Origin of the sequence: Pseudoalteromonas sp. APC 3224, from assembly GCF_030407535.1 — a bacterium.
Classification (GTDB): domain Bacteria; phylum Pseudomonadota; class Gammaproteobacteria; order Enterobacterales; family Alteromonadaceae; genus Pseudoalteromonas.
Window position 1 is genome coordinate 1 of the sequence record NZ_JASDDF010000054.1, and the last position, 16,643, is coordinate 16,643.

The 16,643-nt window shown below is 40.7% G+C and carries 10 protein-coding genes; 8 read left to right on the plus strand and 2 right to left on the minus strand.

The window, feature by feature from the left end; genetic code table 11:
- Nucleotides 1-66: 66 nt before the first annotated feature.
- On the minus strand, nt 67-1,707 hold the full coding sequence (locus tag QL989_RS18400) for an alpha-glucosidase family protein (protein ID WP_290171558.1): 1,641 nt from the start codon (nt 1,705-1,707) through the stop codon (nt 67-69).
- 658 nt (nt 1,708-2,365) lie between these two features.
- Here QL989_RS18400 and QL989_RS18405 point away from each other — a divergent pair.
- The 6 genes from QL989_RS18405 (at nt 2,366) to QL989_RS18430 (ending at nt 14,460) form a co-directional block, all read left to right on the plus strand.
- Nucleotides 2,366-5,161: a TonB-dependent receptor gene (locus QL989_RS18405; RefSeq protein ID WP_138604861.1), complete on the plus strand. Its 2,796-nt coding sequence runs from the start codon at nt 2,366-2,368 to the stop codon at nt 5,159-5,161.
- A 100-nt stretch (nt 5,162-5,261) separates the two neighbouring features.
- On the plus strand, nt 5,262-6,755 hold the full coding sequence (locus tag QL989_RS18410) for a tryptophan halogenase family protein (RefSeq protein ID WP_290171560.1): 1,494 nt from the start codon (nt 5,262-5,264) through the stop codon (nt 6,753-6,755).
- A gap of 143 nt (nt 6,756-6,898) precedes the next feature.
- A complete protein-coding gene (locus QL989_RS18415) occupies nt 6,899-8,758 on the plus strand; it encodes an alpha-amylase family protein (RefSeq protein ID WP_290171562.1) in 1,860 nt (619 codons plus the stop codon).
- Nucleotides 8,748-10,238 carry an MFS transporter gene (locus QL989_RS18420; protein WP_290171563.1) on the plus strand — a complete coding sequence of 497 codons (1,491 nt, stop codon included), beginning with the start codon at nt 8,748-8,750 and terminating at the stop codon, nt 10,236-10,238. The genes QL989_RS18415 and QL989_RS18420 overlap by 11 nt, the downstream gene beginning before the upstream one ends.
- A gap of 36 nt (nt 10,239-10,274) precedes the next feature.
- Nucleotides 10,275-12,677 carry a glycoside hydrolase family 15 protein gene (locus QL989_RS18425; protein ID WP_290171564.1) on the plus strand — a complete coding sequence of 801 codons (2,403 nt, stop codon included), beginning with the start codon at nt 10,275-10,277 and terminating at the stop codon, nt 12,675-12,677.
- A gap of 70 nt (nt 12,678-12,747) precedes the next feature.
- Entirely contained in the window at nt 12,748-14,460 is a 1,713-nt protein-coding gene (locus QL989_RS18430) for an alpha-amylase family glycosyl hydrolase (protein ID WP_290171566.1), read from the plus strand.
- Between the two features lie 131 nt (nt 14,461-14,591).
- Here the strand turns inward: QL989_RS18430 and QL989_RS18435 are convergent, their stop codons facing one another.
- On the minus strand, nt 14,592-15,557 hold the full coding sequence (locus QL989_RS18435) for an integron integrase (RefSeq protein WP_290171568.1): 966 nt from the start codon (nt 15,555-15,557) through the stop codon (nt 14,592-14,594).
- A 249-nt stretch (nt 15,558-15,806) separates the two neighbouring features.
- Between QL989_RS18435 and QL989_RS18440 the strand changes: the two genes are divergently transcribed.
- Nucleotides 15,807-16,058 (plus strand): hypothetical protein, encoded by a 252-nt coding sequence (locus QL989_RS18440; protein ID WP_182759257.1) that lies wholly within the window; start codon nt 15,807-15,809, stop codon nt 16,056-16,058.
- Between the two features lie 15 nt (nt 16,059-16,073).
- Nucleotides 16,074-16,547 carry a hypothetical protein gene (locus QL989_RS18445; protein ID WP_182759256.1) on the plus strand — a complete coding sequence of 158 codons (474 nt, stop codon included), beginning with the start codon at nt 16,074-16,076 and terminating at the stop codon, nt 16,545-16,547.
- Nucleotides 16,548-16,643 lie beyond the last annotated feature (96 nt).

Sequence of the window (16,643 nt, forward strand, 5' to 3'; positions counted from 1 at the left end):
CCACTAAAAATTTGCTATAAAAAACCCGAGCAATGCTCGGGTTTTTTATTTGTAATAATGTAAATACTAATTGCAGTTGGCGTAATAACTACCAAATGGCTCAACGGTCAGTGTTTTATTATTAAGCTGCGCGTTGTAATGAGAAAGCGTGTTATGTTCTTTTTCAACACTAACATCAATAACAAGCTCTGCTTTTGCCCCGCTTAAATTGAATACACACAACATCTTTTCTTCGTTTAATGTGCGGTAAAACGCCAAAATTGGCTCGGCGGTTTGTATAAACTCAATATCACCTTCAAGTAATACTGGCTGGTTTTTACGCCAGGCCATAAATTCACGGTACGCGTTTAATATTGAGTTTGCATCATTCTCTTGCTCAGCAACTGCTTGTAGCCTGTGTTGTTGATCAACAGGTAACCACGGTTTTACCTCACTAAATCCTGCATTGTGTGCATTGCTTTGTGAGTTATCTAGGTTCTCCCAAGGCATTGGGGTACGACAGCCATCACGACCTTTAAAGTTTGGCCAAAAAGTTATGCCGTACGGGTCTTGTAAATCTTCAAACGCAACGCTGGCTTCACCGAGTCCGAGTTCTTCACCTTGATACATACACACGCTGCCACGAAGTGAAGCGAGTAGGGCGGTCAACATTTTACATTGCGCTGGGTGTACCTCTCCCGTTTCACTCCAGCGGCTAGCAACACGTTCTACGTCATGGTTACTAAATGCCCAGCAAGGCCAGCCTTCAGTCATGCGTTGCTCAAGTGTAGTAACGGTATTTCTTATATACTCGCTCGAGTAATCATCCGTTAATAGCTCAAAGCTATAACCCATATGCAGTTTATCGCCGCCTTGGGTGTATTCTGCCATTGTGGCTAATGAATCTTCAGATGAAATTTCACCCAGTGATACGGTACCAGGGTACTTGTTGAGTAAAGTACGAATATCACGCATAAACTCTATGTTTTCAGGCTGGGTATTATTGTAGTAATGGTACTGAAATGCATACGGATTATCTTCGCTAAATCCACGGCCTTGACGTTTTTCTTTTGGTTTAGCTGGGTTATCACGAAGCAAAGCGTCATGGTAGCAAAAGTTAATTGCGTCTAACCTAAAGCCATCCACGCCTTTTTTAAGCCAGAATTCAACATTATCTAGAACGGCTTGGCGAACATCGGGGTTATGAAAGTTAAGATCAGGCTGTTCAGTAAAAAAGTTATGCAAGTAGTATTGTCCACGACGCGGCTCCCATTGCCATGCACCACCACCAAAAATAGACAACCAATTATTAGGTGCTGTGCCATCTTCTTTAGCATCGGCCCATACATACCAGTCGGCTTTATCGTTAGATAAGTCTTCACGGCTATCAATAAACCATTGATGTTGATCTGAGGTGTGGCTTAGCACTTGGTCAATAATAATTTTAATGTCGCGTTGATGTGCTTGTGCAATTAACTCATCAAAATCAGCTAAATTACCAAAAAGCGGGTCAATATCACGGTAGTCACTAATATCATAACCAAAATCTTTCATAGGCGATTTAAAGAAAGGTGAGATCCAAATAGCATCTACCCCTAAGCTTTTAATGTAATCAATACGATTTATTATTCCTTTTAAATCACCAATGCCATCGTTGTTGCTATCTTGAAAGCTACGCGGATAAACCTGATAAATAACCGCACCTTTATACCATTGCTTTTGGGCCATGCTTTTCTCCGTTTTCACACTGTCTTTGTGTTGTTCTTTTTTAGAGGTAATAATCCTCGTTTATTTGAAAAAGCATACTTGAAGCCTGTCATGCTGTAAAAATCTTGCATACGTATGCACCTATTTCAAGGCATTAAAACAAGATGTACAAATCATTAAGGCAAGCGTTTTGGGTCGTGGATTATTCTTATTTTACTTTACCAATTCTAATATTGAGTTGTTAATTTATTGTTTGCGCCATGTAGGTGCGTAAAAACAAAGGTGTGCACTGAGTTGGTGTTTTTTAGTATTGGTCTTACCAATTCAATTTGAATAGATAGTGTGTTTAATAATAAATTAAAAAATAAAATCACTTTGTTTCACTTTATTGTCGTTTTATGAATGGCTTATTTAATAAAAAAATAAATACAGGTTAACGTCAAGCTCATAAAGTATAATTGCACCAAAATAATCCATTGCAAAACAGTTACTTACATGTTTGGTTGTAAATTTAATGTTAACTTTGGCTGTGTAATGCTATTTTGAATACGTATGCATAAAGTTGTTAATAAAATAATACGAGCGTTAATATTCATCCTGACAACAAAATAAGCTCGCATGTTTAACTATCACTTAAACAAGTAAGCGGGTATCACATTATGGGTAACGGGAAAACATTATGGCTATGTTCAAACCAAGTATATTAACGCTAGCATTAACTGCTGCCGGACTATCAAGCTTTGCCACCACCGCGGCACAAGAAGAAACAATAAAAAATGATGATGTAGAAATCATCGAAGTAAAAGGTTTTCGCGGTAGTGTTGTTGAATCAATTAATACTAAGCGTTTTTCAACACAGGTTGTTGAGTCAATTTCTGCAGAAGACATTGGTAAACTTCCGGACTCATCTATTGCAGAGTCAATCGCACGTTTACCAGGTTTAACAGCCCAGCGTCTTGATGGTCGTGCTAGCCGTGTAAGTGTTCGTGGTTTTAGCGAAAACGAAAGCGCAACAACATTTAATGGCCGTGAGCAGGTATCTATTGGTGACAACCGTGGTGTTGAGTTTGACCTTTACCCATCAGAAATAATGAGCGGTGTTACTGTTTATAAAACGCCAAGTGCTAGCATTGAAGCTGAAGGTATTGCTGGTGTTATCGACATGCAAACGGTAAAGCCTTTAAGTAAAGGTGAACAAGTGATCATGTTTAATGGTCAGTATGAGCAAACTAGCTTTGATAAACTAAACCCGGATGGCGATGACAAAGGCTTTCGTGGCACCGTTTCATACATAGACCAGTTTGCAGATGACACTATAGGTGTAGCATTTGCTTACAACACAATGAGTTCTCCAAACCAAGAAAAACGCTGGAATTCTTGGGGTTACCCTGAGTTTACAGGGAATGATGGCCAAAACTATTCAATTTTAGGCGGCGCTAAACCTTTCGTACGCTCATCAACACTTGAACGTGATTCAGCGATGCTAGTAGTGGAAGCTGCACCAAATGATCGTTTAAACATGACGTTTGATGCGCTATATGTAGATTTTAATGATGAAAAAATCTTACGTGGTATTGAAGTTCCTTTCGCCTGGGGTCAAGGTAGCATCGACCCAAATAGTGTTACTGTAGATGAACAGTCTGGCTTTATTACCAGTGCAGTCACTGAAGGGCAACGCGTTGTTGTACGAAATGACTACGAAGAGCGAAAAGCAGAGCTCACACAATTTGGTTTTAATGCAAAATACGATATTAACGATGATTGGTCAGTTGAGTTTGATGCAAGCCGCTCAAAAGTAGATCGTACTATTTGGAGTATTGAAAGTTATTCAGGTACCGGCCGTGGCGATGCAAACGGTATTGCTGATAACATAGGGTATGCATTTGATGGTGGAAATACGGGTGCACAGTTTACTCATGAGCTTGATTACAGCGACTACGACTTAATTCAGTTAGGTGGCCCGTTATCTTGGGGTGGCAGTGCTGCGTTAAATAACAAGTACGGCTTAAATGACACGGCTTATCAAAATACCGCACAAGATGGCTTTATTAATGCACCAGAGATTAGCGATGAGCTTTCAACGCTTAAGTTAGCTGCCAGTAAAGTACTTGAGAACGAATACTTTAGCCGTATTAATTTTGGTTTATCTTACCGCGACCGTGAGAAAGTAAAACAGTCTGAAGGCTACTTCATGACTTTAAAAGATTTCTCTTTAGATAATCCAGGCATGGTATCAGTACCAGAGCAATACCGTTTAGGTTCGGCAAGTTTAGACTTTATTGGCATGGGTGATATGATTGCTTATGACACTAACGGCCTAGTAAATGATGGTTATTACGATCTACTGCAAGAAAGCTTAACGGATCAAAAACACTTAACCCGTTCGTGGACAGTTCAAGAAGAAGTTACCGCTGCATTTATTCAAGCAGACATTAACGCTGAAATTGGTGGCATACCGGTAACAGGTAATGTAGGTATACGTTATGTACGCACTGAGCAGTCATCACAAGGCTTTGAGGCATCAAATATTAATGGTTTAGTTGTTGCATCACCTACTGATATTAGCCACGACTATTCAAATGTATTACCAAGCTTAAACTTATCTTTTGCAATTGACCAAGAGCAAACAATTCGTTTTGGTGCGGCTAAAACAATTTCTCGTGCTCGCCTTGATGAAATGCATGCATCGATTGAAACAAGTTATAACAGCGAAAAGCCAGACGAAAATGGTAACTATTGGTCTATTTCTGGTGGTAATGCAGAGCTTGAACCAAAAGAAGCAACAGGCTTTGATTTAACATACGAAAACTACTTTGATGCAGAAGGTTACTTTTCAGCAGCGTTATTTTATAAAGACATTGACCAATGGATTTTTGATGAGCGTTACGATGTTGATGTAACAGGTAAAGAAGACCCTGCAACCGGCGAGTTGCCTCCAGCAGACAGAAATACAGCTACTCGTTCAAGTAAAGTGAATGGTGGCGACGGAAGTTTATGGGGCTATGAGCTTTCATTATCATTCCCTTTCAGTGTATTACATGAGTCGTTAGAAGGTTTTGGTTTAATTGCGAGCCACACCAGCGTTGAGCAAGACTTGCAAGATCAAAACGGAAACGATTACGAACTACCAGGTTTGTCAGATAAAATTGATAGCCTAACTGTGTACTTCGAACGCAATGGTTTCCAAGCACGTACCAGTATGCGTAAACGTAGTGACTTTAAAGGTGATATCTACGGTTCAGGTTTTGCAACACAACAAGTTGATATACTTGGCGAGACTATTTGGGATGCGCAAGTAGGCTATGACTTTGCTGATTCTGGTATTGCTGGTTTTGAGAACTTATCAATGACGTTCCAAATTCAAAACATTACCGAAGAAGCGTTTACATCATTGCAAGGCGATAATGCGCTGCAAGTGCGTGACTACCAAGATTATGGCCGTACTTACTTACTCGGTGTAAGCTACAAGCTATAATAAGTTTTGTATTAAGAAGCCCTTGTAATTAGTTTTACAAGGGCTTTTTTATAGCTACTTTACCTAAGTTTTATCAACCTTTATGAACATGAGCAATAATATGAAACCAATAAAGCATGTCGTCATTGCAGGCGGTGGAACAGCCGGTTGGATAACCGCAGCACTACTTAATAAAGTGTTAGGTAAAGTAATTAACATTACCCTTATTGAATCAAGTAGCATTGGTACTATAGGCGTTGGTGAAGCGACCATTCCGCCTATTATTGGGCTTAATAATGCGCTCGGTATTAATGAGCAAGATTTTATAAATGCCACCAATGCGTCTATTAAACTGGGTATAGAGTTCGAAAATTGGAAAACACCAGGGCATAGCTACATGCATGCATTTGGCTCGTTTGGTAAAGATTTTCCCTTTTGTGACTTTTATAATTTTTGGGTGAAAGGGCACATTAATGGCAATGAGGACTCTTTGTGGGATTTTTCTCTTAACTATCAAGCCGCTAAACAGCACAAATTTACGCTACTAAATGCTATTCCTAATACTCAATTACCAGGGCTTAGTTATGCGTTTCATTTTGACGCTACTTTATATGCTGAATATTTAAAAAATCATGCATTATCTCGCGGCGTTAAACACATTGATGCAAAAATAGAACACGTCGAGCAATGCCCAGATACAGGTAATATCACCAACTTAATGCTTGACGATAATAGCCAAATCCAAGGCGATTTATTTATAGATTGCACTGGCCAGCGCGCACTTTTAATTGAACAAACTCTCAATACGGGGTTTGTTGATTGGTCGCATTATTTACCTTGCGATAGTGCTGTTGCAGTGCAATCAACAGGCAGCAACGAATTAAAGCCCTATACGCGCTCCATAGCACATGACGCAGGTTGGCAGTGGCAAATTCCGCTACAAAACCGAACAGGAAATGGCTTAGTGTATTGCAGCCGTTATTTATCGGATGAGTCAGCAACCGCGCTTTTATTAAATAACTTACCGGGTGAGCCAACAACAAGCCCGCGTTTAATTAAGTTTAAAACAGGTCGACGTTTAAAGCAGTGGCATAAAAATGTAGTCGCAGTAGGGCTCTCTAGTGGGTTTTTAGAGCCCTTAGAGTCTACTAGTATTCACTTAATACAAAGTGCGGTCATACGTTTAATTAAGTTGTTTCCTCATAATGGGGTTAGTGATGCGTTAGTAACTGAATTTAATAAGCAAAGTATCAGTGAAATCGAGCATATTCGTGACTTCATTATTTTGCACTATAAATTAACTGAGCGAGAGGACACCCCATTTTGGCGTCAATGTAAGCAAATGGAAATTCCTCAATCGTTAGCGCATAAAATGGATTTATTTAAACAAACGGGCAAAGTAGTGCGCGAAAACGACGAGTTATTTGCAGAAGTAGCTTGGCAGCAAGTATTTATAGGTCAAGGCCTAATACCAGATGACTATAACAGTATTGTTGATTCATTAAGCAGTGAACAACTAACGGATTTATTCGCAACGTTAAAAACCCTAATAAATTCAACGGTAGATAAGCTGCCTACTCATAAAGAGTTTTTAGCTAAGTTAAAAACAAACTAAGTGACGTGACGTGACGTGATGCTTTAGTTGCGGGTTAATTGTCACTGAATATGGCTGTGAATACGTATGCAGCAACTGTAACCAAGCCTTACTTAGCTTTAGTATAAACCTATAACAACACTGAAATAAAAATGACACACACAATGAAAAAAAGATTTTACACGCCGTTGCTTATATGCAGCGCATTGCTGGTGCACGGTTGCAGTGATGACAAAGAGACAAAAACAGATTTGTTAGTTAAGCAAACAGACCCAGTTAAGCCAGTGGTATATCAAGTATTTACTCGTTTATTTGGTAACACCCAAACCGCTAATGTGCCATGGGGAACCAAAGAGCAAAATGGAGTTGGTAAGTTTGCTGATTTTAACGACGAGGCACTAAAAGGCATTAAAGAGCTAGGTACCACGCATGTGTGGTACACCGGCGTTTTGCATCATGCCTTGGTGGGTGATTACACTGAGTACGGTATAAAACAAGACGATCCTGATGTGGTAAAAGGGCGTGCAGGTTCGCCTTATGCAATAAAAGATTATTACGATGTAAATCCAGATTTAGCTATTAATGTTACCAATAGACTCGAAGAGTTCAGCGCGCTAATTGAGCGTACTCACGAGCACGACATGAAAGTAATTATTGATATTGTTCCTAATCATGTGGCTCGAGATTATCACTCAATCGCAAAGCCTAACGGCGTGAAAGACTTTGGTGAGGACGATGATACTAGCAAGGCGTATGCTAAAAATAATAATTTTTACTATGTACCGGGTGAATCATTTAAAGTACCAACAAGCGACAGCTACCAAGTATTAGGTGGCAACAAACACCCTTTAGCCGATGGTCAATTTAGTGAAATCCCAGCAAAATGGACTGGCAATGGTGCACGTGCTCCAAAGCCTGATATAAACGACTGGTACGAAACGGTAAAAGTTAACTACGGTGTTAAACCCGATGGCAGCCTAGACTTTCCAACTTTACCTAAATCGCTTGAAAACCAAGATTACCGTGCACATTATGAATTTTGGCAAGATAAAGAACTGCCAAATAGTTGGTATAAATTTAGAAATATTGCCCTTTATTGGCTTGATAAAGGGGTTGATGGCTTTCGCTATGATATGGCTGAAATGGTACCCGTTGAATTTTGGAGCTTTTTAAATTCATCAATAAAAACACATAAACCCGATGCGTTTTTACTCGCCGAAGTATATAACCCATTGATGTACCGCACCTATATTCACCAAGGTAAAATGGACTACTTGTATGACAAGGTCGGTTTTTACGACACCCTAAAAGGGATTATGCAAGGCAAGCAAGCCGCTAACACGTTATTTAAAGCACAAGCTGAAGTGGCAGATATTGAACAGCACATGCTGCACTTTTTAGAAAACCATGACGAACAGCGTATCGCAAGTCCTGACTTTGCTGGCAACGCTGCATGGGGTAAACCGGCTATGGTGGTTTCTAACTTAATTAGTAGTTCGCCAACCTTGCTTTATTTTGGCCAAGACGTAGGTGAAGATGGATCAGAAAACGCAGGCTTTGGTTCGCCTACACGCACCAGTATTTTTGATTACATTGGCGTACCAGCGCACCAAGCATGGATGAATAATGGCAAGTTTGATGGCGCAAATTTAACTCCTGAGCAAGCACAGTTACGTCAATACTATATCGCAATTATGGAACTTAATGGCTTACCTGCTGTTGTTGCCGGTGATATGGCACCCTTGATGGTAACAGGCAGTGATAGAGTGGTGGGTTTTGTACGCACCTTAAGCCAGCAATCATTATGGGTGCTGAGCAACTTTAGCCAGCAAGCGCAAACAGTCACTATTACGCTAACGCCGAATCAAGCAACTATGCTCAAACCAAACTCAACGCTATACGACCTACTAGAGTCGCATAGCAGTATTTTGGTGAGCGATGAGAAACAAAATACAACCTTTACGCTGACCCTTGATGCACTCAGCAGTGCCGTTTTAACAAATAAGGCTGATCATGAATTATAACAACAAACCAACCTTAAGCTTTTGGCAAATATGGAATATGTGCTTTGGCTTTTTAGGCATTCAATTTGGCTTTGCACTGCAAAACGGTAACGTAAGCCGTATATTTCAAACACTTGGCGCTAATGTCGACGATATTCCTATTTTATGGGTTGCAGCGCCACTCACCGGCTTAATTGTGCAACCAATTATTGGTTATTGGAGTGATAAAACTTGGGGCAAATTAGGCCGCCGTCGTCCTTTCTTTTTATACGGTGCTATATTAACCACGTTATCGCTTTTTATTATGCCAAATTCTCCTACGCTTTGGATTGCTGCGGGTATGCTGTGGATTATGGATGCGTCAATCAACGTTACCATGGAACCGTTTCGTGCTTTAGTAGGCGACAACTTGCCAAACAAGCAGCGCGCCACAGGCTATGCCATGCAAAGCTTTTTTATTGGCGTGGGAGCAGTGGTTGCATCAGCACTCCCTTGGATGATGACTAACTGGTTTGATATTGCTAATACCGCACCGATTGGTCAAATTCCTGACTCTGTAAAGTATTCGTTTTACTTTGGTGGGGTTATTTTATTTATTGCAGTTGGCTGGACTATTGTCACCACAAAAGAGTATTCACCCGAGCAGCTTGCACAATTTAATCAACAAGAATCACAAACAACACAAACCAATATTACTAATAGCGTTAATTTTACCAAAGGCGGCGTTATTTTTAGCGGCTTAGGTGTGCTTGTTTTAGCCACGGTATTAGGGCTGGATCTGGAAAAAGAACTTTACTTGCTGGCTGCTGGGTTAGTTAGTTTTGGTGTTATTCAATTTATTGCAGCGGCATTAAAAGCTAAACAGCACACTAGCGGCGGTTTTTATAATGTAGTGAATGATGTATTCACTATGCCTGAGGCGATGAAGCAATTGGCATGGGTACAATTTTTTAGTTGGTTTGCGTTATTTGCTATGTGGATTTATAGCACCTCAGCGGTTACTAGCTTTCATTACGGGAGTACAGATACCAGCTCGTTAGCCTACAACAACGGTGCAGATTGGGTGGGTATATTATTCGCCGCTTACAACGGCTTTGCCGCGATTGCTGCTTTATGTATCCCGATCATCGTTAAACGCGTGGGATTAAAAGTAGCACATGCACTTAACCTTATTTTAGGTGCGTTGGGCCTAGCAAGCTTTATGTTTATAAAAGATCCCAGCTTACTTATTTGGCCAATGATAGGCGTAGGCTTTGCGTGGGCGTCTATTTTATCTCTGCCTTATGCAATGTTAAGCACTTCGGTACCGAGTCATAAAATGGGTGTTTACATGGGTATTTTCAACTTTTTCATTGTGATCCCACAATTATTAGCCGCCAGTGTGCTGGGGTTAATATTACGCCACTTTTTTGAAAACCAACCTATTTACGCATTAGTACTGGGCGCTGTGTCGTTTGTACTTGCAGCGGTTGCGGTATTGCGTGTTAAACACACTCAGTAACGTAACGAGTAAACTGAAATTAATTAAGGCTTTAAAATGAAAAAATTAAATACAATTACCACCAGTTTATTAATGCTTGGTTTAACAGCTTGTGGCGCGCAGCAAGAGCCATCAAACAGCGCTGTAATGCAGGTATCGGCACCGGGAGCCCCTGGGGCAGAGCCATTTTGGGCTTATGCAGGTAAAACCGGTATTGGCACATCTTTTGAGCAATATCAAAATGGCCATTACAGTGATGAGGCCCCCACAGGAGCGGTTTCAAAAGTATGGTTTTCAATTGCCAAAGGTATGATCACCGAAACGATGTTTGGGCTTATTCATCAAGCGCAAATTAAAGACATGCAATTTGTGGTAGTAGGAAAAGATTTTACAGTCACAGAAGCTGACGATTTAGACGTTACCATTGACTACTTATACAAAGACGATAAAGGCCGCCCGTTATCATTAGCTTACAAAGTAGTAAGCAAAGATAAGCAAGGCCGCTTTAGCCTCGAAAAACACATATTTACCGATCCTGATGGGCAAAGCTTATTTGTACGCAGTATTTTTAATACCGAGCTTGAAGGCGTTAAGGCATACGTAAGCGTTAACCCGTATGTTGATAATAACGGCCTTGATGATTTTGCTAAAACTACAGATCAAGGATTGCTTGCATGGCAAGACAACAGCTACCTTTCATTGCAAGGTGCGCAGCCATTCAAACAAACAAGTGTTGGTTTTACAGGTGTGAGCGATGGTTTAAGCGAGTTGAAAACAACTCAGCAGCTTACTCAGGTTTATAAAAATACCGGTGAAAAATCGGGTAATGTTAGCCTACTTGCAGAGCTGGGTGAAATTGGTGAAAACAGCCAGTTCGATTTAACCCTAAGCTTTGGTAATAGCGAACAAACCAGCTTTAAACAAGGCCAAGCTACGTTAGCCAAAGGTTACCAAGCGGTGCTTGATAATTACAACGGTAAAGGTGAAGCGCTTGGTTGGCAAGACTACCTGCAAAGCCTTGCACCGCTAAATAACATGAGCGAACAAACCGCAGATAACGGCAAGTTACTTTACACCAGTGCCATGGTACTTAAAGCGCAAGAAGATAAAACTCATGCAGGTGCGCTTATTGCCTCATTATCTAACCCATGGGGCGAAACCGTATCGGCTAAAACAGGCTCTACTGGTTACAAAGCGGTATGGGTGCGCGACTTTTATCAAGTTGCCATGGCGTTTATGGCCATGGGCGATAATGCGACCGCTAAAACCGCATTCGAATACCTTGAAAAAGTTCAAGTAAACAGCAAAACCCCTGGCAATAAAGGCGATACAGGGTGGTTTTTACAAAAAACACATGTTGATGGTGAACTAGAATGGGTAGGTGTACAGCTTGACCAAACAGCAATGCCACTCATGCTTGCATGGAAACTCCATCAGGCAGGTGTATTAAGTGATGCAGAGCTCACCGATTGGTATAGCCGTATGTTAAAGCCCGCAGCAGACTTTTTAGTTGAGGGTGGCCGTGCAAACATTCTATGGAACGACACACAAATAACGCCGCCAGCTACTCAGCAAGAACGCTGGGAAGAGCAAGAAGGGTATTCGCCATCAACCACCGCCGCGGTTGTTGCTGGTTTAATTACTGCAGCCGATATCGCTAAACTAGCAGGTGATGATACCAATGCAACACGTTACCTAAATACAGCTAAGCGTTATAACAATGATATTGAAAAATTAATGTTTACAACAGCTGGTAATTTAGAGTCGAGCGCTTCTGATGGTGAATATTTCATTCGCATTGGCCAAGACAAAGACGCCAATTCAAATACTAAAATTAACGCTAATAATGGCCGTGAAGGGTTTAATAAAAAGCAAATACTTGATGGTGGCTTTTTAGAGTTGGTTCGCTATGGCGTACGTGATGCGCTAGCGCCTAGCATAGTAAAAACATTGCCAGAATATGATGATGAAACTCTAACCGATAACCTACAAGTTAAATACAGCTTTGAGTTTACTGACGGCAACGGCACATTTGCAGGCTACCGCCGCTATGGTAACGACGGGTACGGTGAAGACGAGGTAACGGGCGCTAACTATGCCGAAGGAGGAAAAAACAGCCCAGGGCAGCGTGGGCGAGTTTGGCCATTTTTTACCGGTGAACGTGGTCATTACGAAATTGCCGCTGCAAATGCCAATAATAGTTTAGATGCAACAAAACAGCAGGCTATTAAAAATAGTTATGTAAAAGGCCTAGAGCAATTTGCTAACCAAGGCATGATGCTACCTGAACAAGTATGGGATGGTGTAGGCATTAATAAAGCGGGTTACACGTTAGGCGAGGGTACAAACTCGGCCACACCACTGGCGTGGACACATGCGGAATACGTAAAGCTAGTGCGCTCACTAAGCGACAAGCAGGTATGGGATCATTACCCGGTGGTAACTAAAGCACTAAAATAACCGCAAACTAATTAACACAGCCGTAGTAAAATACGGCTATGTTATTTATTACAATAATAACGAGGCTGAAATGAAAACATTTACCTTGAGCGCATTAGCATTAGCAATCATGCTAACAGGCTGCCAAAGCGCACCATCATTAAATAACTACACGAATAACACCGAAACATCGCCACTAAATACTGAACAACAAGCAAACCCATGGTGGGAAACCGCCATTTTTTACCAAATTTGGCCACGCAGTTTTTACGACAGCGATGCTGATGGTCATGGCGATTTTAATGGTATGACCCAAAAGCTCCCGTATCTACAAGAGCTTGGCGTTAACGCATTGTGGTTAACCCCGATGTTTGAAGCACCTTCTTACCATGGCTATGACTTTACTGAATTTTACCAAGTAGAAAACGACTACGGCAGCATGGCCGAGTTTGAAGCCTTTATAAAAGCTGCTGACGACAAAGGCATGAAAGTCATACTTGATTTAGTTATAAACCATATATCAAGTAACCATGAATGGTTTCAGCGTTCAGCAAATAATGAAGCCCCTTATGCAGATTACTTTATTTGGCGCGACGATATGCCAAAAGCCGGAAGTGGCTGGGGCCACGCATGGAGTAATAACGACCAACCAGATGCCGTATGGCATTGGAATGAAACACGTCAGCAGTATTACTATGGTGCGTTTGGAGCGAGCCAACCTGACTTGAACTTACGCCACCCTGATGTTGTTGCCGAAATGGAAAAAATGGCTAAGTTTTGGCTTGATAAAGGCGTTGCAGGGTTTAGATTAGACGCAGTTCGTTTTGCAATGGAAGGTGGCGCAGATGCGCAAGCCGATACCGACGAAACCATTGCATATTGGCAGCACTTTAACCAATACGTAAAAAGCGTTGATCCAGAGGCATATTTAGTGGGTGAAGCTTGGGCAGACATTCCCGTTGCAGCAAAATACTTTGGCGAAGGTAAGGGCCTCGATCAAGGCTTTGATTTTGAAGTGGGCTATAAAATACTGGGCTTATTAAAACCCGATGTCAGTGGTGAAGCGCAATTTGGCACCATGCAATCTAACCAACAAGTGAATACAGTTGATGCCAATGTGCTTAAACAAAATTTACAACAGCGTATTGATTCAACTGCGCCGCTTGATTTTTTTGCACCGTTTTTAACTAATCACGACCAAGAGCGTGTGGCTTATCAACTTGCAGAGCACGACGATAAAGCAAAAATTGCTGCCGCTATGTTATTTAGCTCTCCGGGCACGCCGTATATTTATTACGGTGAAGAGATTGGCCTAACACAAGGTGGCACAGGTCACGATGTGTATAAACGCGCGCCAATGCAGTGGAATAACAGCAACCAAGCAGGTTTTACTCAAGCTCAAACAAGTTGGGTTGAGCAGGCTGAACTGTTTGGTGATAACTACACCCAGTGGTGGCCTGAATATTTAGCACAGCAAATTAATGCTGCTGATCGCAATGTAAAAACGCAACAAGCACAATCTAATTCACTGTGGCGTTTATATCAGCACTTAATCGCACTAAAAAAACAGCGCCCAGAGCTTCGTATTAAAGGCAGTTATGAATTAACACAGCACAACAACGGCCTAGTTGAAATAACCCGTGAGTTAAATGGCAGTAAAAGTATGTTTGTATTTAACTTAACCGCTAACCCGCAAAGCATCAGTAGCATCAAACGCGATGGGTTAAGGCCTAACTGGCAACACGACCTCAATGGCGAGCAACTCGCTGGCTATGGTTTGTTGTTATTGAATAACACACTGTAAATAAAACACACACAAAAGGGGCTAAAATACGTTAGCCCCTTTTTGTAAAAATGCTTTTATTGCATTGCCCCCAAGTTATAGCGCATTTTTAAAGCTTATTAGATTAGATAAAAGTCCTTTAAATTCATACTTTATAATATTTTACTTAGTGGGCTAATTACCCCATTCGCGCCTTGTTGTAAAACATGCGTATATATTTGCGTGGTGCGAACATCCCTATGGCCAAGTTGTTCTTGCACGGTGCGAATATCAGCACCACTTTGCAGTAAATGTGTTGCGAACGAGTGCCGTAGTGTATGGCAGGTAACATTTTTTTGAATTTTTGCCAGCTTTGCAGCCTGTTTAATTGCTTTACGAACTGTTGTTTCATCATTATGGTGGCGACGCAGCTTTTTACTTTCTGGGTCCATGCTTAACTGGGCAGAAGGAAACAAATATTGCCAGCTTAGTTCATAAGGAGCCGCTGGGTATTTTCTAGCTAATGCATTCGCAAGCCAGACACCGGCACAGTCTGTTGCTTGTTTGTCTCGATGCCAGTAGTCATTTACCAAGTGACTTTGGCTGCGCAACAACGGCAGTAGTTCGAATGCTAATGTTACTCTGCGGTTTTTATTGCCTTTGCCCTGCCAAATCATTAATGAGACATAGTCATAATCGACATCTTTAACCCGTAGCCTTACAGCTTCCATTAAACGTAGACCACTACCGTAAAGTATCTGAGCGATAAGTTTATACTTTGGATCCATTGCCAATAATAAACGCTGTATTTCTTCACGGGTCAGTACTACCGGTAATTTAGGTGACACGAGTGATTTATTAAAATTCATTTCAAGTGATAACGGTCGACTAATAATATGACGGTATAAAAATACCAAAGCATTTAAATCCGTTGCCTGAGTTTTCATTGCAACATTACGCTGATTACTTAAATAAGATAAGAATTGCTCAACCTCCGACTCTGCCAATTGCGCCGGATGTTTTTTACCATGGTATAAAATGTAAAATTTTATCCAATATTGATAAGTGTCTATAGTACGCTTGGCATAACGACGCGTTATCATAAAGTCACGGATTGATTCTAAAAATATAGAAGCCATAATCTGCTCTAGCTGGTACTGTATATAAAAACAGTAGTTGTATTTAGTTTTTTTTCAACAACTCGCGGGATTATTTCTTGTATTTTACAACAACAAAAAAACAACAAATATAAATCCCTTGATTTACATTTAGATACAGAGTTAAACTTAAAGTATTAAAAAATCAAAGGATTTTATGTCTACAACTTGCGGGTTTAGATCCTTTGAATAAGCTGTTAGCTGTCAGTGCTTCATTAACCTAGGTGTAATATGAATATTCAAAATATTTCTATAAAAACGGAACAAGGCATTAAAAGTTATATGTGTGTTCTAAAAAATCAAGAACAATCAATCTATCAAATAGTTAATGCTCAGGGTGAAAATAATCCACAGTCTATCGAATGGAAAAATAATGGCAGTGTGAAAATCTTTCTTTTTAATGGATTAAAAATCATTGGTAATGAAGTATTTTCATTTACAATCTTATCAAAAGAGAGCTATAAACTTGGCACTCTTGCATAACAAGAATGAGAGGTTATGACGTATTATCATGCAACCACTAACCAGTTAACTTCTGGGCAAACTATAAATTCAACGCGGCAGAATCAGTTCTATGTAAATACATCACAGGAAATGGACAAGTCTAGACCTCAAGGTGTGACTGGAAGAACCAACGCGTTGTATGTGACGGATAGTGATGAGTTTGCAGTCCATTATTTGTTAAAGCAAAATGTGCGACTGTCCAATATTAAGCTGTATGAAGTGATTCCAAATAACCCTCACAAGTGCCCCTTTGCAATCACACATAGAGTTGAGTTGAAACTAAATGCAAACGATTGTGCAAAGAACCTGATTAATGAGTATTGGAATCCAACACTAAGTTGGAAATTTTACGAATACCTAACGGATTCAATTCAAATTGTTAAAGAGGTTAGTATTCCTTGTTTAGACGATTTTATTTTTACTATTTCATATGATGCTGACGTTAGGCTAGCTGAGAGTGTCAGCTAACAAGCACTTTAAACGGAACATGCTCCTCACCCGTTTTAGTGGACACCTCCTCATTACTTTGAGGAGGCTAAAATGCCTAGATATACCCAACCTAGA